Origin of the sequence: Micromonospora kangleipakensis (assembly GCF_004217615.1) — a bacterium.
GTDB lineage: Bacteria > Actinomycetota > Actinomycetes > Mycobacteriales > Micromonosporaceae > Micromonospora > Micromonospora kangleipakensis.
In genome coordinates, this window is sequence record NZ_SHLD01000001.1 from 2,999,612 (window position 1) to 3,020,196 (window position 20,585).

18 protein-coding genes and 2 pseudogenes are annotated in these 20,585 nt (G+C 71.0%); 5 read left to right on the forward strand and 15 right to left on the reverse strand.

Features of this window, described 5'->3' with window-relative positions:
- Positions 1-193 precede the first annotated feature (193 nt).
- From EV384_RS14425 to EV384_RS14475, 11 genes and pseudogenes are all read right to left on the reverse strand, one after another.
- Entirely contained in the window at positions 194-1,258 is a 1,065-nt protein-coding gene (locus EV384_RS14425) for a sensor histidine kinase (protein ID WP_130333731.1), read from the reverse strand.
- Positions 1,255-1,920 (reverse strand): response regulator transcription factor, encoded by a 666-nt coding sequence (locus EV384_RS14430; protein ID WP_130333733.1) that lies wholly within the window; start codon positions 1,918-1,920, stop codon positions 1,255-1,257. Before EV384_RS14430 ends, EV384_RS14425 begins: the two co-directional genes overlap by 4 nt.
- 392 nt (positions 1,921-2,312) lie before the next feature.
- Complete coding sequence (locus EV384_RS14435; RefSeq protein WP_130333735.1) at positions 2,313-3,791, reverse strand: glycoside hydrolase family 130 protein; 1,479 nt, start codon at positions 3,789-3,791, stop codon at positions 2,313-2,315.
- Positions 3,788-4,843 carry a glycosyltransferase gene (locus EV384_RS14440; RefSeq protein WP_207232326.1) on the reverse strand — a complete coding sequence of 352 codons (1,056 nt, stop codon included), beginning with the start codon at positions 4,841-4,843 and terminating at the stop codon, positions 3,788-3,790. The genes EV384_RS14435 and EV384_RS14440 overlap by 4 nt, the downstream gene beginning before the upstream one ends.
- The gene (locus EV384_RS14445) at positions 4,840-5,979 is read right to left on the reverse strand and encodes a glycosyltransferase (protein WP_130333737.1); all 1,140 of its coding nucleotides are present in this window, start codon (positions 5,977-5,979) and stop codon (positions 4,840-4,842) included. Before EV384_RS14445 ends, EV384_RS14440 begins: the two co-directional genes overlap by 4 nt.
- A gap of 194 nt (positions 5,980-6,173) precedes the next feature.
- Positions 6,174-7,184, reverse strand: coding sequence for a glycosyltransferase family 4 protein (locus EV384_RS14450; protein ID WP_130333739.1), 1,011 nt, complete (start codon positions 7,182-7,184; stop codon positions 6,174-6,176).
- Positions 7,181-8,005, reverse strand: coding sequence for a DUF5994 family protein (locus EV384_RS14455; RefSeq protein WP_130333741.1), 825 nt, complete (start codon positions 8,003-8,005; stop codon positions 7,181-7,183). The genes EV384_RS14450 and EV384_RS14455 overlap by 4 nt, the downstream gene beginning before the upstream one ends.
- Before the next feature lie 760 nt (positions 8,006-8,765).
- Positions 8,766-9,809 carry a fatty acid desaturase family protein gene (locus EV384_RS14460; RefSeq protein WP_130333743.1) on the reverse strand — a complete coding sequence of 348 codons (1,044 nt, stop codon included), beginning with the start codon at positions 9,807-9,809 and terminating at the stop codon, positions 8,766-8,768.
- 408 nt (positions 9,810-10,217) lie between these two features.
- Positions 10,218-10,343, reverse strand: a complete 126-nt coding sequence (locus EV384_RS35960) for a hypothetical protein (protein WP_242624056.1) — start codon at positions 10,341-10,343, stop codon at positions 10,218-10,220.
- A gap of 71 nt (positions 10,344-10,414) precedes the next feature.
- Positions 10,415-10,857, reverse strand: a pseudogene (locus EV384_RS14470) (phage holin family protein); the annotation flags it as partial.
- A gap of 143 nt (positions 10,858-11,000) precedes the next feature.
- A complete protein-coding gene (locus EV384_RS14475; RefSeq protein ID WP_130333745.1) occupies positions 11,001-11,216 on the reverse strand; it encodes a hypothetical protein in 216 nt (71 codons plus the stop codon).
- A 475-nt stretch (positions 11,217-11,691) separates the two neighbouring features.
- On the opposite strand from EV384_RS14475, the gene EV384_RS14480 reads away from it, so the two are divergent.
- The gene (locus tag EV384_RS14480; protein ID WP_242624057.1) at positions 11,692-12,909 is read left to right on the forward strand and encodes a PP2C family protein-serine/threonine phosphatase; all 1,218 of its coding nucleotides are present in this window, start codon (positions 11,692-11,694) and stop codon (positions 12,907-12,909) included.
- Positions 12,910-13,336: 427 nt separating this feature from the next.
- Here EV384_RS14480 and EV384_RS14485 read toward each other — a convergent pair whose 3' ends face one another.
- A complete protein-coding gene (locus EV384_RS14485; RefSeq protein WP_165439937.1) occupies positions 13,337-14,632 on the reverse strand; it encodes an IS256 family transposase in 1,296 nt (431 codons plus the stop codon).
- Here EV384_RS14485 and EV384_RS14490 point away from each other — a divergent pair.
- Positions 14,625-15,656, forward strand: coding sequence for a sensor histidine kinase (locus tag EV384_RS14490; protein ID WP_242624058.1), 1,032 nt, complete (start codon positions 14,625-14,627; stop codon positions 15,654-15,656). The two genes, EV384_RS14485 and EV384_RS14490, sit on opposite strands and share 8 nt — an antisense overlap.
- A 358-nt stretch (positions 15,657-16,014) precedes the next feature.
- On the forward strand, positions 16,015-16,272 hold the full coding sequence (locus EV384_RS14500) for a hypothetical protein (RefSeq protein ID WP_130333749.1): 258 nt from the start codon (positions 16,015-16,017) through the stop codon (positions 16,270-16,272).
- Positions 16,273-16,289: 17 nt separating this feature from the next.
- Here EV384_RS14500 and EV384_RS14505 read toward each other — a convergent pair whose 3' ends face one another.
- A complete protein-coding gene (locus tag EV384_RS14505; protein WP_130333751.1) occupies positions 16,290-16,583 on the reverse strand; it encodes a hypothetical protein in 294 nt (97 codons plus the stop codon).
- A gap of 264 nt (positions 16,584-16,847) precedes the next feature.
- Between EV384_RS14505 and EV384_RS14510 the strand changes: the two genes are divergently transcribed.
- Positions 16,848-17,423, forward strand: a complete 576-nt coding sequence (locus EV384_RS14510) for an IS607 family transposase (protein ID WP_130333753.1) — start codon at positions 16,848-16,850, stop codon at positions 17,421-17,423.
- Positions 17,420-18,847 (forward strand): IS607 family element RNA-guided endonuclease TnpB, encoded by a 1,428-nt coding sequence (tnpB, locus tag EV384_RS14515; protein WP_130333754.1) that lies wholly within the window; start codon positions 17,420-17,422, stop codon positions 18,845-18,847. Before EV384_RS14510 ends, tnpB begins: the two co-directional genes overlap by 4 nt.
- Here the strand turns inward: tnpB and EV384_RS14520 are convergent.
- Together EV384_RS14520 and EV384_RS14525 are read right to left on the reverse strand one after the other, a co-directional pair.
- Entirely contained in the window at positions 18,830-19,897 is a 1,068-nt protein-coding gene (locus tag EV384_RS14520; protein ID WP_130333756.1) for a zinc-dependent alcohol dehydrogenase family protein, read from the reverse strand. The two genes, tnpB and EV384_RS14520, sit on opposite strands and share 18 nt — an antisense overlap.
- 113 nt (positions 19,898-20,010) lie before the next feature.
- Positions 20,011-20,540, reverse strand: a pseudogene (locus EV384_RS14525) (GNAT family N-acetyltransferase).
- Positions 20,541-20,585 lie beyond the last annotated feature (45 nt).

The following is a 20,585-nucleotide window of genomic DNA, read 5'->3' on the forward strand; positions in this document are numbered from 1 at the left end:
TCGGGGCGACCGCCGCCGTCGTCGCGGTCGGGTCCGTACGGGTCGTCACAGTTCTCTCCTCTCCAGCTCCGGACAGCGCCGGTTCCGGGTCCCGGATGCGGGACCGGTCGGTTTCCGGGCATGCCGGGGGTGGGGATGCCGCGGTACGCGGATCCCGGGGAAGGTGGGTGATGTGGCCGGCCGGTCGGCCGGGTCAGTGCCGGGCGGGCAGGTGGACGTCGACCCGCAGACCGCCGTACTCGGCGGGTCGGGCCGCGATGATGCCGTCGTGCGCCTGGGTGATCGAGCGGGCGATGGCGAGGCCGAGGCCCGCGCCCCCGCCCTGGTTGGTGCGGTCCCTGGCCAAGCGCCGGAACGGCTCGAAGAGGCCGGGCACCGCCTCGGCCGGCACCACCTGGCCGGTGTTGACCACGGTCAGCGCCGGTTCACCGCCGACCGTGACGGTGAGGGTGCCGCCGGGCCGGTTGTACTTGATCGCGTTCTCCACCAGGTTCGTCACCAGGCGCTCCAGCAGCACCCGCTCGCCGAGCACGACGCGGGGAGCGAGGTGGCACTCGACGGTCACGCCGGCCTGCGTCGCCCGCTCCTGGTACGCGGCCAGCACCCCGGTGACGATCTCGTCGAGCCGTTGCGGAGTACTGGAGCGCAGCCCCTGGTCGCTCTCACTGAGCGCGAGCAGGCCGTCGATGAGCCGCTCGTTGCGCTCGTTGGTCTCCAGCAGCTGGGCGGTCAACAGCTCTAGCTGGTCGCCGGTGACCGCCCGGCCCAGGCCGACCTCGATCAGCGTCCGCTGCACGGCCAGCGGCGTGCGCAGCTCGTGCGAGGCGTTCGCGGCGAACCGCCGCTGCCCCTCGTAGCCGGCGGCGATGCGCTCCATCATCTCGTCGATCGCCCGGGCGAGCCGGGCCAGCTCGTCGCGCCCCCTGGGTCGGATCCGGTGGCCGAGGTTCTGCGGCCCGACGTGCGCGATCGGCTCGGCGAGGTCGCGCACCGGGCGCAGGCACCACCGGGTGGCCCACGCCAGCGCCGCCACGGCGACCAGGAACACCAGCGGCAGGCCCAGCGCCAGCAGCCCTTCGGCGGCCGGGCGCGCCAGGCTGCAGGCCTGCTGCAGCCCGGGCAGCGGCACGTCGCAGAACTGCTGGCCGCGTACCCACACGGCGCCCAGCAGCTGCTTCGCCAGGCCGGGCAGGGAGTATCCGACGAGCAGGGCGAGCACGCCGACCAGCAGGATGCGGCGGCGGGGGCTCCAGTTCACGCCGGGCCGCCGATCCGGTAGCCGGCCTTGGGCACGGTATGGATGATCGCCGGCTCGCCGAGCTTCTTGCGCAGGGTCATCACGGTGACCCGGACGGCGTTGGTGAACGGGTCGGCGAACTCGTCCCAGGCCTGCTCCAGCAGCTCCTCCGCGCTCACCACCCGGCCGCCCGCGCGCATCAGCACGTGCAGCACAGCGAACTCCTTGGGGCTGAGGCCGAGGCCGCGCCCGTCCCGCGTGGCGGCGTGCCGAGCCACGTCCAGCACCACGCCGTGCTGCTCCAGCACGGGTGGCACGGCCGGCGCGGACCGCCGGCCGAGGGCCTGCACCCGGGCCACCAGCTCGGCGAAGGCGAACGGCTTGGTCAGGTAGTCGTCCGCGCCCAGGCCGAGCCCCTCCACCCGGTCCCGGATCCCGGCGGCCGCGGTGAGCAGCAGCACCCGGGTACCGACCTCGGACCCGGCGATGCTCCGGCACACCTCGTCACCCGTTTGCCCCGGCATGTCCCGGTCCAGCACGGCTACGTCGTACCGGTTCACCCTGATCCGCTCCAGCGCACCGTCGCCGTCGTAGCAGACGTCGACGGCCATCGAGAGGCGCCGCAGCCCCTCGGCGACCGTGTCCGCCAGCAACCGCTCGTCGTCCGCCACCAGCACCCGCACGCTTCCGCTCCCCGTGGTTCCTCGTCGTCCGGCACACCGTTGCAGGCCGGGGTTAAGGGTTCTGTAAGCACCCGCAGGAGCCATCCTCCACGGCGGCGCTCGACGGACAAACCGCCGCAAGCCTGGCCGCCGCTTTCGTTCCCGACCGGCCCGATCTGTGGCATCCGTCCCCTGGGGAAGCGGGCCGCTGGCGACCGTGGGTGAGCTGCGTCACGACAGGGCCGAGCGGTCGCCCGACCCCTGAACCCGTGGCTCGCCGTGGAGTTCGGCCCGGGATGCTGCACCGCAGAAGGTGTTGCCCGGGTGCGGTTTTCGGTCCGGCCAGGAACAATGCGGGCCCGCCGGGAATGAGGCCGGCCAGCCAGGGCGTGGTGTGCTCGGTGGGATGGGCTTCAGCTGGACCGGCCCCGGACCATCACCTCGACGAGCGTGGCGAGGGGTACGGTGGCGAAGCCGACCCGGGCGTCGCTGGCGCCGTACGGCAGCCAGAGCAGGTCGCCGTGGAGCAGCGCTCCGCAGGAGTAGACGACGTTGGGCACGTAACCTTCGCGCTCGGTGTCATCGGGGGCCAGTAGCGCCCCGGGCAGCTCGGCGATCACCTGCTCCGGTCGGTGCAGGTCGAGAAGCAGGGCTCCGATGGCGTAGCGGCGCATCGGGCCGACGCCGTGGGTGAGCACCAGCCAGCCCGCCTCGGTCTCGATGGGCGACCCGCAGTTGCCGACCTGGATCAACTCCCAGCTGCGGCGCGGGCCGTGCAGCGGTACCGGGGCCCGCCAGGCGTTGTCGTCGGCCAGGGCGGTCAGGCCGATGGTTTCACCGTCGGAGCGACAGAGCGCGAGGTGCCGGCCGTGGACGGCCCGGGGAAAGAGCGCGATGCCCTTGTTCCGGGCACCCGGTCCGCGCATCGGATCGATCCGGAAGTGCCGCAGATCCTCGCTGATCACCGTCCGGGGGGCGATCCGTCGACCGTCGTAGGCGGTGTACGTCGCCCGGTACGTCGGGACGCCGGCGTCGTCGACGAACTTGACGAAACGGGCGTCCTCCATGCCGTTGCTCTCCGCCGCGGTGGCCGGCCAGAGCACCCGCTCATGCAGGAGGGTGTCGGCCGGGAAGGCGACGGCGTAGCTGGCCGCGGCGGTCCGGCGCAGCTGTTCCAGGGTGTCCGGCGTGGTGCTGCGGTAGAGCAGATCGGGCGGCAGAGCGGCCAGGACCCGTTCGAAATCGGCCTCGTCGTAGTGTTCCGGCAGGGCGGCCAGCACGGTGGCGCACACCTCGTTGTCCCAGCCCTCCTCGCGCAGCCCGGCGGCGAGCAGGTCCCGTCGGTGCTGGACGTGACCGGGGCGGCCGGTCACCAGCGGCCCCGACCGCCCCTGCACGGCGAGGTGGCTCCCGGGCCCCAGCACGACGCTGGCGAACCCGATGGAGGAGAGGTGACCCTCACCGATCTGGCGCAGGCTGACCGCTACCCGCAGCTGCCCGGGTCGCAGCTCGGACTGGTCGGGGTGGGCCACCATCGACGGATTGCACAGCGCCGCGGCCTCGACGGCGTACTCGTGGCTGAAATAGGCGCCCACCAACAGCCGGGCGGTGGGGGAGAGTTGCCGGGTGCGGGCAACCCGGTGCCGGACGAGCTCGTAGTGATGCTGGAAGGTGCCCGCCAGGTCGCGGTGCCGGTCGCCGAAGTCGCCCAGGGTCCGTCGGAGCAGGATCTCCGTCTCGTCCGCGTCGAGGTCCGCGATCCGGTCGACGAGGTCGTGCGCGCGGGTGTGCGCCACGGCGGCATCCTCACCCGGGACGAAGAGCTTGACGATGACGCGACGGGGATCGGGAGCGAGGGTGAGGCCCAGGCGGGTGGCCAGAGTCCCGGTCACGACCACCGCCGCGCGTGCTGCAGGGTGGAGATCAGCGCCAGGGTCGACTCGGCGCCCTGGTTGAGGTTGGGCCCGTGCGTGGTCAGCCCGTCGTAGCCGCCGCCGGTCGCCGGATCCCACATCACCATGCCGAGGTCGTTGTCCCCGAGGAACCACCCGACGGCCTGGCCGAGCCCGATCTCCCACGCCGGATCGCCGGTGACCGCGGCGGCGGTGACGAAGGCGTCGGCGAGGGCGGCGACCTCGATGGGTTGCTGGTCATGGCGTGGGCGGGGACCGTCACACCGCCAACCGCCAGCGGGCACGACCGAGAGCCGCCCGTTGAACATCTGGACCTCGCGCAGCCAGGTCAGCATCCGCAGCCCGGCGGCGATCAGCGAGGCATCCCCGCGCAGCTGACCGGCGGCGATGACGACTTCCGCAAGGGCGGCGCTGGCGTAGCTGAGCCGCTGCTGCGGCCAAGGCCAACGCGGATCGGGGCCGGCGGGGCCGACGGCGCTGGCGGCGTCGTCGAGCAGCGCCGCCGCGGCGGCGTGCCCGGGATGACGACGTAGCACCTCGGCGGCGCCCAGCCCGGCGAAGGCCATCGCGTGCGGCGCGGCCGACCGCCGGCCGGCGCCGAGGCTGAACGCCACGAGCGCCTCGGCACGGATCCAGGCGGCGGGGTGGCGGGCGGCGGCCGTCCCCAGCCCCCACAGTGCCCGTCCCCACCAGTCACCGAGACCGGGCTGGTCGGCCCAGCGCCGGTCGTGGCCGAGACGGTTGTGGAAGGCGCCGAGAGTGTCCTGGGCGTGGGTCAGGAAGGCCAGGTAGCACTCTGCCAGCCCGAGCACCTGCGCCGACGGCTCCGGCTCCCGACTGGTGACCAGCAGACCCCGGGCGACGTCGTCGGTGCAGTAGCCGTGTTCCCGGCGGACGATGGCGTGCCGGGCGTGCTCGAAGAGGCCGGTGTCGTCGCTGAGTCGGGCCAGGTGGGTGAAGCTCGGAGCGGGTGCCGCCCGCTCGGCGGTGCGGCGGTGGCCGTCGCCGGGCCGATCGCGCGTCGTGGTCACGCCGGCACCGGGGCGACCGCGGGTGACCGACCGGCGATGAGCCGTCCGGCGAGCGCGTCGTACCGCGCCGCCACCGCTGGCCAGCGCAGCTCCGCGGCGATCGGCCGGGTCCGTCCGGCGAGGCCGGCGGCCAGGCCGGGCTCGGTCAGGATCCGCCGGATCGCGGCCGCCAGCGCCGTCGGGTCCTGATGGGGTACGACCAACCCGGGGCCGCCGGTGAGCAGCTCGACGGCGTGCGGGAAGGACGTGGCGACGACGGGGACGCCGGCGGCCACCGCTTCGATCAGGACGCCGGAGGTCACCTGTTCCCGCGAGTCGTAGGGCAGCACGACCACGTCGGCAGAGCGGACCAGCGCGCCGAGGGTGGCCTGGTCGTGGTACGCGGCCTGGTAGTCCACGGCGTGCCCGACGCCGAGCTCGGCGCCGAGGCGGTGCAGGCCCGCCCGGTACGCCTCGCCCTGATGCTCGATCACCTTCGGATGGGTCCGGCCGGCGACGGTGTACGTGGGGGTCGGGTCGAGGTCCTGCAACCGGGCCAGTGCCCGAAGCGCCCACTCGATCCCCTTACCGGGACCGAGCAGTCCCCAGGTGAGCAGGTGCGGGCGGGTACGCCTCGGCGTGGGTGCGCCGACGTGGTCGGCGGCGCCGTGCGGGATGACTGAGACCTTCGCCGGGTCCACCGCGTAGCCGACAATCAGCCGGTCGTGGGCGGTGTCAGTCATCGTGACGACCGCGCCGGCGGCGGCCACGATCTGTTCCAGCAGCGTCTTCTGCCGGGCCGAGGGCTGACGGAGCACGGTGTGCAGGACCACGATGCTCGGTACGGTGAGCCGGCGGAGCATCGGCAGGACGTCCTCGCCGTCGGTCCCGGGGTAGATGCCGTACTCGTGCTGCACGACGGCCACGTCGAAGGCGTTGAGAGCCTTGGCGGCCCCCCGCCAGCCGGCCGCGTTCCGCGCCGACCAGGTGTGTACGACGCCGGGCTCGGGGCGCTGGTCGTCGCCGGGGGCGGTGACCCGAACGACGCCGCCGGGCGGACCGCCGACGGTGAGGTGGGCGGCGAGGGCGGAGTTGAAGGTGGCCAGTCCGCACCGGGTCGGTGGGTGGGTGCTCAGGAAGCCGTAGCTGGCGGACATAGGGTGCCGTGCCTTCCGGTTGTCGGCCGCCACCGGGGACGGGGCGGGCCTCACGAGGTAACGGCGCACGTCGGCCAGCGTGAATGGCCGACGGAACGGGTTTCAGGGCGGCCGCCGCGTCAGCGGGAGGGGGCGGCAGTGAACCTGGATCGGGCGGGGCCGGATTCGCAGGGAATCGTCGGCAATGGACAATATTAGCGTTCCGGCCGACCGATGCCGTCGTAGACGGCCAGGTAGTCGGTGATCATCCGGTCGGCGCCGAAGCGTTGCCGGGCCCGCGCCCGGCAGCCCGCCCGGTCGATCGACGCGACCCGGCCGACGGCCTCGACGGCCTGCTCGACGGTCTGCACGAGCAGCCCCGTCACCCCTTCGTCGACCACCTCGGGCATCGACCCGCGTCCGTACGCCACGACCGGCGTCCCGCAGGCCATCGACTCCACCACGGACAGGCCGAACGGTTCGTCGAAGGCGATGGGGTGCAGCAGCGCCGTGCTGCCGCCCAGGATCTCGCCGCGGCGGCGTGGGCCCACGGCGCCGTGGAAGGTGACCCTCTCCCCATCGATGTGCGGGGCAATCTGCTCGCTGAAGTAGCGCTCGTCCTGCACGATGCCGCAGATGGTCAGCGGCCGGCCGGCCCGCCGGGCGATCTCGATGGCGGCATGGGTGCCCTTGTCGGGGTGGATCCGGCCGAAGGCCACCAGCCCGGGGCCGGGGTCCAGGGTGAACGGCAACCCGTCCAGGTCGACCCCATGGTGCACCGTGGCGAGGTACTCGAGCCCGGAGATCCGGTCGGCGTCGGAGATGGAGACGTAGGACGATCGGCCCTTCTCGTACGCCGGCAGGATCCCCGCCCCGGAGAAGCCGTGCACAGTGGTCAGCAGCGGGGCGTGGCAGTGCTCGGCGAAGGCCAGCGGCAACCAGTCCAGGTGGCTGTGCACGAGGTCGAACTCGGCAGACCGGGCCAGCGCGTGGGAGACGTGGAGCGCCTCCCAGACCCGCCCGTCCATGCTCTGATCCTCGGCGTACCCGCGCGGACACACCCCGTCGAGAGTGGCGGAGGTGATCGAGTCCAGCGTGGCGAAGAGCGTCACCTGTACGCCCCGCGCGGCGAGCCCATCTGCGAGCAGACCGGTCACCTGTTCCCAGGGGCCGTAGTGGCGCGGCGGGGTCCGCCATGCCACTGGCCCCAGCAGGGCCACCTTCACCGGGCAGTCGGCTCGGCGAGTTCGGTCGGATCGAGACGCAGGGTTGCGAGTAGCCCGGCGTGTCGGGCGGTGTCGACCCGCTCCGGCAGCTCCCGCTCGACCCAGTCGGCCCTGGCGTGCTGGCCGCGCCGACGCAGTGCGGAGATGATGGTGTGCCGGGCGATTGTCATGGGCTGCTCCTCGGTGGTGATGGGAACGTCGTCGGTCCTTTGCTGCCTCGGCCGGAGTGCTGTCGGCGCGGGCGCCGGTTCCACCGGCGCGAACTTCCCGACCCGTCTGGCGTCGGCGCTGCGGGAAGCCACGGTGGCACGGGCGTCGGGGGCGGTGCGGAGACTGCCGCCCTCCGCCTCCCAGGTGCGCCTGACTGCGCTGTCGACCCTCGCGTCGGACAGCTTGCCCGCGGCGGTGAGCAGCTGCGGGGTATGGACCAGGTTGCCGGCGGTGGCGGCGAGCGCCATCGCCGCCTCGGCCAGGTCGACCGCGGTTTCCGGCGGGACGACCAGCAGGTCCACCCGTTCGTTGTTGAGGCAGATCGCGGTCAGCAGGCTGGCGGGCTGACTGGAGAAGTAGCCCAACCGCAGAACCCTGCCGCCGACGGCCAGGAGGCGCGGATTGCCGTCCCAGATCCCGGCGTTGAGGACCAGCCGGATGATCGGCCCGCGCAGCAGGTCAATGGCGAGGACGAGGCCGGGCAGCTCCGCATGCGGATCGGTCGAGCGGGGCCACCAGCCCCCGTCGAGCAGAGTGCGCGGGGACCGGGTCGGTTCGATCCGTAGGCGCGGCGTCGATGGGGGAACGACGGGGCTGGTACGTGGCGTCATGTCGGATCCTTATCGCCGTGACCGCGGCGTGGCGGTGGGGTGATGCGCCGGAAATCGCGTCATGCGCCGGGCGCGGTGCCAGTTCGCCGACCCCCACCCGGGGGCCGGGTCGTCGGTTGCTCAGCTCAGCCTCGGAGGTGGAGCCGGTGCAGGTGGGTGAAGCGGACTGTGCCGATCACCATGGCGACGAACGCGAGCGCCGCAGTCCAGCCGCCGATCCGGGCCGAGCCGGCGCGTCAACGGCACCCGGGCCGGTCGGAGGTGGGGACTCAGTCCCGATGCTCCGACGACGAGAGGTCGTCCGGGCGGGCCACTGCAGATCGGGTGCGATCGGGTACGGACATGGCATCCCCTCGGGCGGAGCCGGCGTGGCGGGCACCTCGAAAATGGGATGTCGTCGATTCCGGGATAGCCCCAGCCTACGCCTCTCCGGGCCGGGCTGCTGCTCGGTGCCGCCGCGACAGGGGCCGAGGCTCACCCGAGCCTTCCGGGTCGAGCGCTGTCAGGGCCAGCCTCAGATACAAATGGCACGTGGCCGAGCAAGACGTCCGCGATGTCCTGAAACACGAGCGGGACCTCCGGCTCGAGGGCGGCCTCGTGGTTGACCCACCGCCACACCGGGAATGACTCGTCCTTGCGTTCCCATGGGTAGCCGCCCAACGGGCGACGCAGGCGCGGTGCGAGTCGGCTTAGCTCGGCGAAGACCGCTTCGTCGCGGCGGCCGCGGTCACCGGAGCGAGACCAGCGAGCTGGCCGTGGCTCAGCTTGAGCCGGCGTCGTCGGCTGGCTGACCTGACCCGACCTCGCGTAGGTGCTTCAGCGCTTGGGCCCAGGAACGCATCAGCGTGGTTTCGTGGTAGGTGATGTCGTGTTCGGCGCAGAACCGGTGGACCAGTGGTCGAGCGCGGCGGAGGTTGGGTCGCGGCATGCTGGGGAAAAGGTGATGTTCGATCTGATAGTTGAGACCGCCGAGCAGGGTGTCGATGAACCAGCCGCCGCGTACGTTGCGGGAGGTGAGAACCTGGCGCCGGAGGTAGTCGAGGCGCTCGTCGGGGGCGAGGATTGGCATGCCCTTGTGGTTGGGGGCGAAGGCGCTGCCGAGGTAGAGGCCGAGTAGGCCTTGGTTGACGAGGATGAACGCGACGGCCTGCATGGGGCTCAGCACAAGGACCACGGCACCCAGGTATCCGGTGGCGTGTAGAGCCAGCAGCGCGGCCTCTGCGGGGCGTCGCTTGATGCTGCTCGGGCCGACGACAGCCCTGACGCTGTTGGCGTGCAGGTGCAGGCCTTCCAACAGCAGCAGCGGGAAGAACAGGTACGCCTGGTACCGGACCACCAGTGCGCCCAGCCCACGCCGCTTCCGCGCCTGCCCGGGGGTAAACGACAGCGGCCTGACGACGATGTCCGGGTCCCGGCCTTCGGTGTTCGGGTGCGCATGATGCCGGTTGTGCTTGTCCACCCACCAGCCGTAACTGATGCCGATCAGGAGGTTGCCGTGGGCAAGGCCGACCAGGTCGTTGGCGCGACGGGATCGGAAGATCTGGCGGTGACCGGCGTCGTGACCGATGAACCCGGCCTGCCCGAAGACCATCGCGAGGGCCGCCGCGACGCCCAGCTGCCACCACGACTCACCGAGCCACCCGAACAGCGTCCACGCCCCGACGTAGCACCCGCCGAGGGCGCTGATGCGCAGCGAATAGTAACCACGCCTCCGATCGAGCAGGCCCGCCCGGCGGATCAGGCGCGACAGATCCGCGTACGGACTGCCGCCATGACGTTCGGTATCCAGGGTTGCATCGCTCATGGTCGCGGCTCCGTGCATGTGGGGTCGTCGGCTTGTCGATGTCGCCGATAGGTGGTCCTTCAAGACAAGCGAGGTGAACAGCTGGCCCGCGTCAGGGTCGACGGAGAGCAGCAACACCTCGGCCCACGCTGTGCTGGCGCATTGCCACTGCGGCGCCAACGGTGGTGGTGGCGGCGACGATCAGGACGGGGGGCGGCGGGCTGCCGATCGAATCCCGATCAGCCGGCCGCAGAGTGGACGGGCAGCGGCCGGCCCCCTCTGGGCCACCGAACTGTCTGTGACTCTGCCGCGAAGGGCGGCTAACTTGCCTGACGTGCCTCGGCGCAGTGCGGCCCCGCGTTGCTGCGCGGCACGGGCTATTCCGTCGAGACCTGTGCTGCCGGCCCGTTGTCGGGCTGTCTGAACTGCTCATGCCGTCTTTCCCCGCATCGTCTGGGTCGAGCTGGTCAGCCGCTGCCGGGCCCGACCTTTGATCTCGAGGGCCCTGTCTCGGCCCCGGGTCTTCACGTCAGTTTTGGCTGCAAGGGCGTGCACGGTGGCACCGAGTTCAGCTCGTGTCTTCTCGATGTCCTCGCGGGTGCGGTCCGGGTCGCTGCTCCCGTTCGTCGTGATCGCCCTCGTCCCTCCTTGGCGGCCTGCTGCAGCGACTCCACGTCCGAGCGCACGCTATGCAGCGTCGCCTCCGGCTTGACGGGCATCGTCTGCTTGGCCTCCTTCTTGCCGAGCAGCGCGAGCAGGCCGGCCACGGCGAGGAGGATCACCGCGACGACCAGCGCCGCCACCCACGCCGGCATGAACTCGGCGAGGACCAGGATGAACGCGGCGACGAGGCACCTGTACCAACAAGTGCCGTCCCGCTGGCGCCACCGACCATCGCCGCGCCAGCGCCGGCGCGTTTACCCTTGGCAGTCAGGTCCGCCCTGGCCAGCGCCAGCTCGTCGCGCACCAGCCGGGTGATCTGATCGGTCGCACGCTGCACAAGCTGCGCGACAGTAGCTTCCTCCTGTGGCCCGCCGCCCGCCCGGCCTCCGCTGGGCGGGTCACCCATGCGTCGTCACCTCCAAAGACAGATTCAGCACCTCGCATCGGATTGCGGCAGGACGCAGCCACCGGCCGCCGCCCAGCGGGCGCCGCTTGGCCAAGCCTGGCCGGCGCCGTGCCTGAAGGCTCGCGCGGCGGCGCTGCCCGTCCTCACCGCGCTGCGGCTGCCGATGACGCCGTTTCCTTGGCCCGGCCGGCCGTGTCGCCGGCGATCGGCGACCCGCCCATGCCCGCATCGACGAACGCGCTGTCGCCCAGGGCAGGAAGATCACCGGGAGTCGCTTCACCTATGGCGCGGCGACGGCTGGCTCGTACGACGGCCACCGCCGCCGCCACCGCTGCCAGGGACATCGCTGCCGCCTGCATCAGCGGTACCCTTCTGCTACGTCGACGCCTCATGCCGCACCGTCCCTCTCACTTTCGAGTCCAACCTTGTTCTCATCGTGAAGACAACGCAGTGGCAGTGGGGTCTGTTCGGCGCATTCGACACGGTCGGGTCATTTCGCCGCCAATTCGCTGGCGGGAGTGCGCGCGGGTCGGGCACGATCACGAGCGGATCTGATGCGGCGCCGAGCCGAGCGCCGACGCCGGACCGTCGGTGGGCGTGGCCCGCCCATTGCCCCTGCTCGGCGAGCTCGACGGCGACCGCCTCCGCGTCGCGGGTCGGCGTGGGACGGCGGTGCGGCTCGGGGCGGTGCACGGCGTGGGCGTCGGCGAGCCGGTGGTGCGCGGCATCGGCGGGGCGCCGGATCAAGTTGGGTGGTGGGTGCTCGACGTCCTGGTCCGAGACGGGACGCTCTTGAGCGGCTGCCCTGGGCCTGGTAGGGGCTACGCTTCTGCCGTGATTGGCGTGCGGGGTAGCGGGAGCCACGAGCGGCTGCCTCGTATCGAGGCGGTCACAGACGCCACGCTGTCCCAGCTTGACGTCAACGACCTTCTCGAAGAGCTCCTCGACCGTGTCCGAGAGGTGCTGCGGGTTGACACTGCCGCCATCCTGCTGCTGGACGTGCACGCCCAGCAGTTGGTGGCCACTGCGGCGAAGGGGCTGAAGGAAGAGGTCCGGCAAGGCTCTCGGATCCCCGTCGGCCGCGGCTTCGCCGGCCGGATCGCTCGGGAGAAGCAGCCCGTCGTACTGAATAACGTCACTGCCGCCGACGACCCGATCCTGTTCGACAGGGGGGCCCGCTCGCTATTGGGTGTGCCAATGTTCGCTGGCGGCGAGGTGATTGGCGTACTGCATGTCGGCTGCCTGCGGCCGCACCGATTCACCGGCGAAGACGTGCAACTGCTGCAACTCGCCGCCGACCGGGCCAGCCTTGCCAGCCGAAACCGGGCCAGCAGCATCGACCGTACTGCCGCCCTCGCACTGCAACGCAGCCTGCTACCCACCCACCTACCCGACGCGCCCGGTGTGGACATGGCCGCCCGCTACGTGCCCGGCCACGACGCCGGCGTCGGCGGCGACTGGTACGACGTGTTCACCCTCCCCTCCGGCTGGCTGGGCGTCGTCATCGGCGATGTGTCCGGACACGGACTGAGCTCGGCAGTTGTGATGGGACGCCTCCGCAGTGCGCTGCGCGCCTACGCCCTGGTCTGCGACGACCCGGCCGACGCGCTGACGCTGCTTGATCGTAAGATCCACCATTTCGAGACCGGGAACCTCGCCACGGTCCTTTACGCCATGATCTCCCCGGACCGTGCCACCATCCAGATTTCTCTCGCCGGCCACCTGCAACCCATTCTGGCCACACCAGGACACCCGGCCGACACGCTGAACATTCCAGTTGATCTTCCATTAGGTATAGGCCCGCATCAACCGGCCCGCCAGCACACCGAGGTCGCGTTCCCTTCCGGGGCGGTACTGATCTGCTATACCGACGGGCTCGTCGAACGCCGTGGCGAAATCATTGACGTTGGCATCGAACGGCTCTGCTCAGCCGTCGAGCCAGGTCCCGCCGAAACGGTCTGCGCCCGCCTCATGGCCACACTCGCCGCCGAACAGGCCACCGACGACATCGCCCTACTCGCCATCCACGCAACCAGCAAATGGCACCCTTAGGTCGGGCGCTGGCGCCGATGGCTCGATTTGTGCACCGCGGCCTACGCGGGCGACAGCGGCTCTTGTCCTTCGACTCTTCACTGGTCCCGGTTGCGTTGCTGGCTCCGGCTGGCGGATGGTCGGCAACATGGCGTGGCGCTTGAGGGCCCGCCCGGCGTGCAGCCTGCCGAACTGCCGATGCGGGACCTGCTCGCCCGGGCCGCAGCGGCAGCCCCGGACGGGTTCACTCTGACCGGCTGTTCCAAGGCGGTCGCCCGTACACTGCACCTGACCGGTGCCAATTAGGTCCCCGGACTGACCCTGCTGTGGCCCGACGAGGCGGCTGGACCACGCACCTCGGAGGCCGCCGCATGATCATCTCCGCCGCCGCCAGGACGGATGGTTTGTTCGGAGCAATCGTCAAGACTTGTGGATGAGAAATCTTTGATCAGGCTGCGGCAGTGATGGTGGTGGGTTCCTGATCTGTCCGTTCGACGAGGTGGCCGCGTTCGAAGCGGGCGCCGGCGCGGACGAGGGCGACAAGGTGTGGTGCGTTGACCGCCCGCCACCGGGCCTGGGCGGCCTCGATGAGTTTGAACGCCATGGCCAGACCGGCGGCCTTCGATCCAGGGCCCTTGGTGACCTTCGTGCGGTGCCGCACGGTCGCGAACGTCGACTCGATCGGGTTCGTGGTGCGCAGGTGCACCCAGTGCTCGGCGGGGTAGTCGTAGAACGCGAGGAGCTCGTCGAGGTCGTCGGTGACCTTGGCGACGGCCTTGGCGAACTTGGCGCCGTAGGCGAGCTTGAACGCGGCGACGGCGCGGCGGGCGTGGTCGCGGTCCTCGGCGTTCCAGACCTCGGCGAGGGCCTTCTTCGCGCCGGGATGCGCGGACTTCGGCAGCGCCGCGAGGACGTTGCCGATCTTGTGGAACCAGCAGCGCTGCTCACGGGTTTCGGGCAACACCTCACGTAACGCCGACCAGAAGCCGAGCGCGCCGTCGCCGACGGCCAGGACCGGGGCGCGCATCCCGCGGCGTTTGCAGTCGCGGAGCAGGTCCGCCCAGGAGCCGGACGACTCGCGGTAGCCCTCGGCCAGGGCGATGAGTTCCTTGGTGCCGTCGACGCGGACGCCGATCATGACGAGCAGGCACAGTTTCTCCTCGTCGAGGCGCACGTTGAGGTGCACCCCGTCCGCCCACAGGTAGACATAGTCCACACCCGAGAGGTCGCGGTCGGCGAACTGGCGGGCCTCGTCCTGCCACTTCACCGTCAGCCGGGTGATCACCGCCGCGGACAGTCCCGAGCCGGTGCCGAGGAAGTTCTCCAGCGCGGGGGCGAAATCCTGCGACGACAGGCCATGCAGGTAGAGCAGCGGTAACACCTCGGTGATCTTCGGCGACTTACGGCACCACGCCGGCAGGATCGCCGACGAGTACCGCTGACGCTCGCCGGCATCGTCGACGCGTTTGTCGTTGACCCGCGGCGCGGCGACCTCCACCGCCCCGGCCGCGGTCAGGACCTTCCGCGGCTGGGCGTGACCGTTACGCACGACCAACCGCCGCCCGGCATCGTCGACGTCGCCGGTGTGCGCCGCGATATACGAAGCGACCTCGGCTTCGAGGGCAGCGGCGAGCATCCTGCGGGCACCGTCCCGCACGATCTCGTCGATCAACGACCCACCCGTCCCGGCCGGGACCGATCCGGTCGCTGGCGTGGGGTCATCAGGGTTGACTACCGTGAGCACGGGCGTACCTTCCCGACCCGCGCTGGCAGGCGCGGGCCTTGCTGGAAACCTTCATCGGCTATCCCCGGGAAGGTACGCCCCTCCCAAGGTCATCCACAGGTTTCAAGCATTGCTCTTTGTTCACCCCGCCCTCTTCTACGCCGACCGCGAGGAGTACCTGGCCGGCACGGTGCCGTTCATCCAAGCCGGCCTCGACGCCGATGAGCCGGTCATGGTCGCCGTACCAGGGGACAACCTCGACCACATCCGCACCGCGCTTGGCATCGACGCGGACAGGATCCAGCTGCACGACATGAGCGTGACCGGGCGAAACCCCGGGCGAATCATTCCGGGCGTCCTGCTCGCCTTCGCCGCCGCCCACCTCGGAAAGCGGGTACGCATCATCGGCGAACCCATCTGGGCCGGCCGTACCGCTACTGAATACCCCGCTTGCGCCCAGCACGAGGCCCTGATCAACGCGGCGTTCGCTGGCCGGCGCGCCACCATCCTCTGTCCCTACGACACCAGTCGTCTGGACCGGAGCTGGCTCGACGACGCCTACCGCACCCATCCGATCCTCCAGACGGGCAGCGCGGTATGGGAGAGCCCGCATTACGCCGACCCGGTCGTGGTGGCCGCCGGGTTCAACCTGCCGCTGGAGGACCCGCCTGCCCAGGCGACCACCATCACCATCGACTTACATGCCCTCCCGGCCATCCGCCGGGTCGTGACCGCCGAGGCCATCGCGGCCGGCCTGCCCCCGGACCGAGTCTCCGACCTGACCCTGGCGGTCAACGAACTCGCTGCGAACACGGTCAAACACACCGCCGCCGGCGGTACCCTTGCGCTCTGGACCGACCGCACCCGCCTGATCTGCCAGCTCACCGACACCGGGCACATCACGAATCCGCTCGCCGGCCGGATCCCCGTGCCACCGCAGCAGCCCGGCAGCCGAGGACTCGTCCTGGTTAACCAACTATGCGATCTCGTGCGCGTCCACACCAGGCCCGGTGCCACCACGATCCGCCTTCACATGCACCGCTAACGCTCGTCCGGGCGGTGCGGTCACCCACGCCCGGGATCGTTTTGACCCAGCGGTGACCCGGTCGCCGGCCCAGCCGCGTACCCCGGCGCCGACCGCCGTGACGACGCCCGGTTACTCGTGGCCGAGGACCTGTGGCGGGGGATGTCGGGATCGAGTCCCTGTCAACCGTGCCAGTCGCTGCGGCACAGCCCGGTCGCCTCGACGCGTTTCACACCGACGTTGTCAGACCCCTGTGCGCTCTAATGGTCAGGTGCTGCTCGGCTGGCGGGGGCTATCTGCCACTACGCCGATTACCGTTACTGACCTACTTGGCGGCGCGGTGAGGCGGGGGAGCCCACCGAAGCCGGAACATGGACGGATGCAGACGGCGCGCGTGGTTGGGTGGCTCGGCCTGGCCGCACACCTGGCCCTGGCAATCTGGTATGCGGCGAGCGGGCTGGTCGTTCCGGCCTGGGCGGTCGCGGGGCTCCTGTTGGTCTGGCTGGTGCTCCTGGCGGTGGCGATCCGGCTTCTGCGTCAGCGGCCGGCGCTCGTGCCGTTGGTGCCGCTGTCGGCGGGGCTGATCTGGCTGGCGGTCGTTTCGGCCGGTGACGTCTGGCTCGGTTGGACTGCGTGAGGGGCCGGGACGTGGCTCTAGTCGCTGAGACGGATGGTCACCAGCTTGCCGTTGAGGTCCGCCTCGGAGTAGAGCGCACCGTCCCGGTCGGAGACTTGGAGGTAATAGTGTTCATGCCCGGTCGGTACCTCGGCGACGGCGAACCGGTACCGGCACGTCCCGTCCATGAGAGCCCGTCCGTCGGCGGAGTTTCGACCACCGGCGAAGACGACGACCGGTGCGCCATCGTGGATGTTGGCGTAGTCACCTGTGCCGACGCAGCCTCCGCGCCCGTCGCGTCTGAACGACTCGCCGTCGCTGTCGGCGATCACCACCGCTCCGGACACCACAAAGCTCGGGGCTGGCCGACCACTGATCTGTGCCGGCGGCAGGTTGCCCGCCGCCGGTAACGGCGGCGGTGGTGCCAGTACCGAACGTGAGCGGCACAGCGGCTGCGGCGGCCCAGGGCCACACTGGCGTCGGCGCACCAGGGCCGTACGGCGAGGCTGTATGTGTCGTTCCAATCATCGGGGTAGTGAGCAGTTCACTCATCTGTGGGCAGGCGTACCGAATCTGTGGGTATTAGTGTCGGTCTGGTGAAGCTTGCCGAGTGGGCGCGTCGCAGCGGGGTGCACCCGCAGACCGCGTACCGATGGTTCCGCGAGGGGACCATGCCGGTGCCCGCTCGGCGTCTTCCGTCTGGCACGATCATGGTGGATGTGGCCGGTGGTGACATCCAGGGCCGGGTGGTCGTCTACGCCCGGGTGTCGTCGGTCGACCAGGGAGCCGATCTGGATCGGCAGGTAGCCTGTGTGACCGCATGGGCGACCGGGCAGAACATGGTCGTCTTCCGCGTGGTGACCGAGGTCGGGTCCGTGCTGAACGGCGGACGCGAGAGGTTCGTCGGGCTGCTGCGCGACCCGAAGGTGACCACGATCGTGGTCGAGCACCGGGACCGGTTCGCCCGGTTCGGTGGCGAGTACGTCGAGGCGGCGCTAGCTGCGCAGGGACGTCGGCTGCTGGTGGTCGACCCGGCCGGGGTGGACGACGACCTGGTGCGGGACGTGACGGAGATCCTGACCAGCCTGTGTGCGCGGCTGTACGGCCGCCGCGGCGCAGCGGGCCGGGCCAGCCGCGCGGTGGCCGCCGCCACCGCCGGGGACCTTTCGTGAAACGGTACGAGTCGCCTGCCGGCTGGACCGTTCAGGCGTACAAGTTCGCCCTCGACCCCAGCGACGCGCAGGTGGCCGGTCTGCGCCGCAACACCGGCGCGGCACGGTTCGTATACCACCACATGCTGCGGCGGGTCAGCGCGGTCAAGGCGCAACGCGCCGCCGAGGCCAGCTACGGGGTGGCCGAGGCGGACCTGACCCCGTGGCAGGGCTGGTCGCTACCGGACCTACGCCGCACCTGGAACGAAATCAAGACGTGGGTGGCGCCGTGGTGGGCGGAATGCTCCAAAGAGGCGTTCAACACTGGCCTGGCCAACCTGTCGGCGGCGCTGGGCAACTGGCACGCCTCACGTACCGGCGCCCGCAAGGGCCGCCGGATGGGCTGGCCCCGGACCAAGAGGAAGCACGGCCGCAGGTCGGCCCGGTTCACCACCGGCGCGATCCGGGTCGACCCCGGCTACCGGCACGTGGTGTTGCCACGGCTGGGCCGCATCCGCACCCACGAGTCCACCCGTAAGCTGGCCCGGCGGGTGAAGGCTGGCACCGCGACGATCCTGTCCGTAACCGTCACCGAGACCGCCGCCAGGTGGTTCTGCTCGTTCCAGGTCGCGGTCAAACGCGCCGTGGGCCGTGCGGCGCACACGCCGAAAGCCGGTCGGATCGTCGGCGTGGACACCGGCATCAAGCACCTGGCGGTGCTGTCCACCGGCGAGCTGGTGCCCAACCCGGCACCGTTCAAGGCGGCGTTGAAGAAACTCGGCAAGGCCCAACGCCGGGCCGCCCGCCGAATCGGCCCGTACGACCCGGCCAGCCGGCGTAAGCGGACCGCGTCCAATCGGTGGCAGCGGGCGCAGGACACCGTGGCCCGGTTGCACACCACCGTCGCCGCTGTCCGCGCCGACTCGTGGCACCAACTCACCACCCGGCTGGCGCAACAGTTCACCACGGTCGTGGTCGAGGACCTGCACGTGGCCGGGATGGTCCGCAACCGTAAGCTGGCCAGGGCTCTGATCGACGCCGCCCCGGCGACCCTACGCCGGCACCTTGGCTACAAGACCGGTTGGTACGGCAGCGTGTTGCACGTCGCCGACCGGTGGTACCCCAGCTCCAAAACCTGTTCAGGCTGTCAAACGGTGAAACCCAAGCTGTCGCTGGCCGAACGCACCTTCAACTGCACCACGTGCGGACTGTCCCTGCACCGGGACGTCAACGCCGCACGTAATCTTGCCGGCCTAGTTCGGCACGTCGACCTGGAGTTGCTGGGCGACGCAAAAACAGGACGTGGAGCCCACGTAAGACCCGTAAGACCTGCACCCGCAGGCGGGGCAGCGGGCCGTGAAGCGTCAAGACCGGTTCATCCGGTCAACGCCGCCCGGCAACGGACGGCTGCCAATCGTGAGTCACGTTTACTCACTGAAAGGTAACGGGTGGATGAGACACATCCCGCCGCCGCCGGGAGCGGGCCGGTCCATCGCGGCCAACGCGTCGGGCACCTCGTCGAGGCCGATGGTGCGGGTGACCAGCTCGGCGGGGCGCAGTACGCCGGCGGTGACCAGCCGGAGCAGCTCCGGATAGGCGTGCGCGGCCATGCCGTGACTGCCCCGCAGCTCCAGCTCGAACGCGATCACCAGCTCCATCGGCAGGGCCGGGCGGCCCTGGGCGGCGGGGAGGAGCCCGACCTGCACGTGCCGTCCGCGTCGCCGCAGGCTTTCGATCGAGGCGGTGCAGGTGGCGTGGCTGCCCAGCGCGTCGAGCGAGAGGTGGGCGCCGCCGCCGGTCGCCTCCCGTACGGCCGCGGCCACCGCGCCGGGGCCGGTGAGGGTGCTGCCGTCCAGGCAGACCGTGGCCCCGGAGCTCCTGGCCAGCTCGAGCGCGCCGGGGGCGATGTCGACCGCCACCACCTGCGCGCCGCACGCCGCCGCGATCATCACCGCGGAGAGCCCCACGCCGCCGCAGCCGTGCACCGCCACCCACTCGCCCGCGGCGACCCGCCCCTGGCTGACGACGGCCCGGAACGCCGTGGCGAAGCGGCAGCCGAGCGCCGCCGCGGCCGGGTAGTCCAGCTCGTCGGGGAGCCGGACCAGGTTGACGTCGGCGTTCTGCACTGCCACGTACTCGGCGAACGAGCCCCAGTGGGTGAAGCCGGGCTGCGTCTGCCGCTCGCAGACCTGCTGGTCCCCGGCGAGGCAGGCCGGGCACTGCCCACACGCGCAGACGAAGGGCGCGGTGACCCGGTCGCCGGGCCGCCAGCCGTGCACGCCGGCGCCGACCGCCGTGACGACGCCGGCGAACTCGTGGCCGGGGACGTGTGGCGGGCGGATGTCGGGATCGTGTCCCTGCCAACCGTGCCAGTCGCTGCGGCACAACCCGGTCGCTTCGACGTGGATGACCGCGCCGCCGGACGGCGGCACCGGGTCCGGGACGTTGCGGACCTCGGGTCGGGCACCGAACTCGTCGAAGATCACCGCACGCATGCGCCGCATCCTCACATGCCACGGACCGGCCGGCGCGCTCCACCCCCGTCGGACTTGCGGCACCCGCCGTCGAGAGCCGGGCGCGACGAGGGCCATCGGGGCCGTCCGGCCAGTCAGCCGGGCAGCTTCTCGAAGAGTTCGTTCGGGTGTCGTAGTACCTCGTCGTACGGCCCAGGTGAGTCATGCCGAGCCGCCGGCAGACGGCCTGGGAGGCATGGTTGTCGGGGTCCGTGACGGCGAGCACCTTCGCCAGGCCCCGGCTGAACGCGTCGTCGAGGACGGCCGCTGCTGCTTCGGTGGCGTAGCCGTGTCCCCAGGCGTCCGGATGCAGGTGCCAGCCGATTTCCACGTCGTTCGGCCCGCCCGAGGGTTCTCCGGCCGACAGGGGAATCGGCTTGAGCAGGAGATTTCACACCAGCCGGACGTCCACGGCTGTGGTGATGGCCCAGATTCCGTGGATCGGGTCGTCGATGGCGCGCCGGCGTGCGATCGAGGCGAGTGCGTCCTCGCGGGTGCGCGTGGTCGTGGGATGCGCGCCCAGGAAGCGCACGACCTCCCAGCGCGACTCGAGATCCAGGAGGAAGTCGGCGTCGTCATCGCGCCAAGCCCGCAGCAGGAGGCGGTCGCTCGTGATGGTGCGGATGCGACCGAATCTAGTCAGTGCCGAGCGACGCGCCTCAACTTGTAA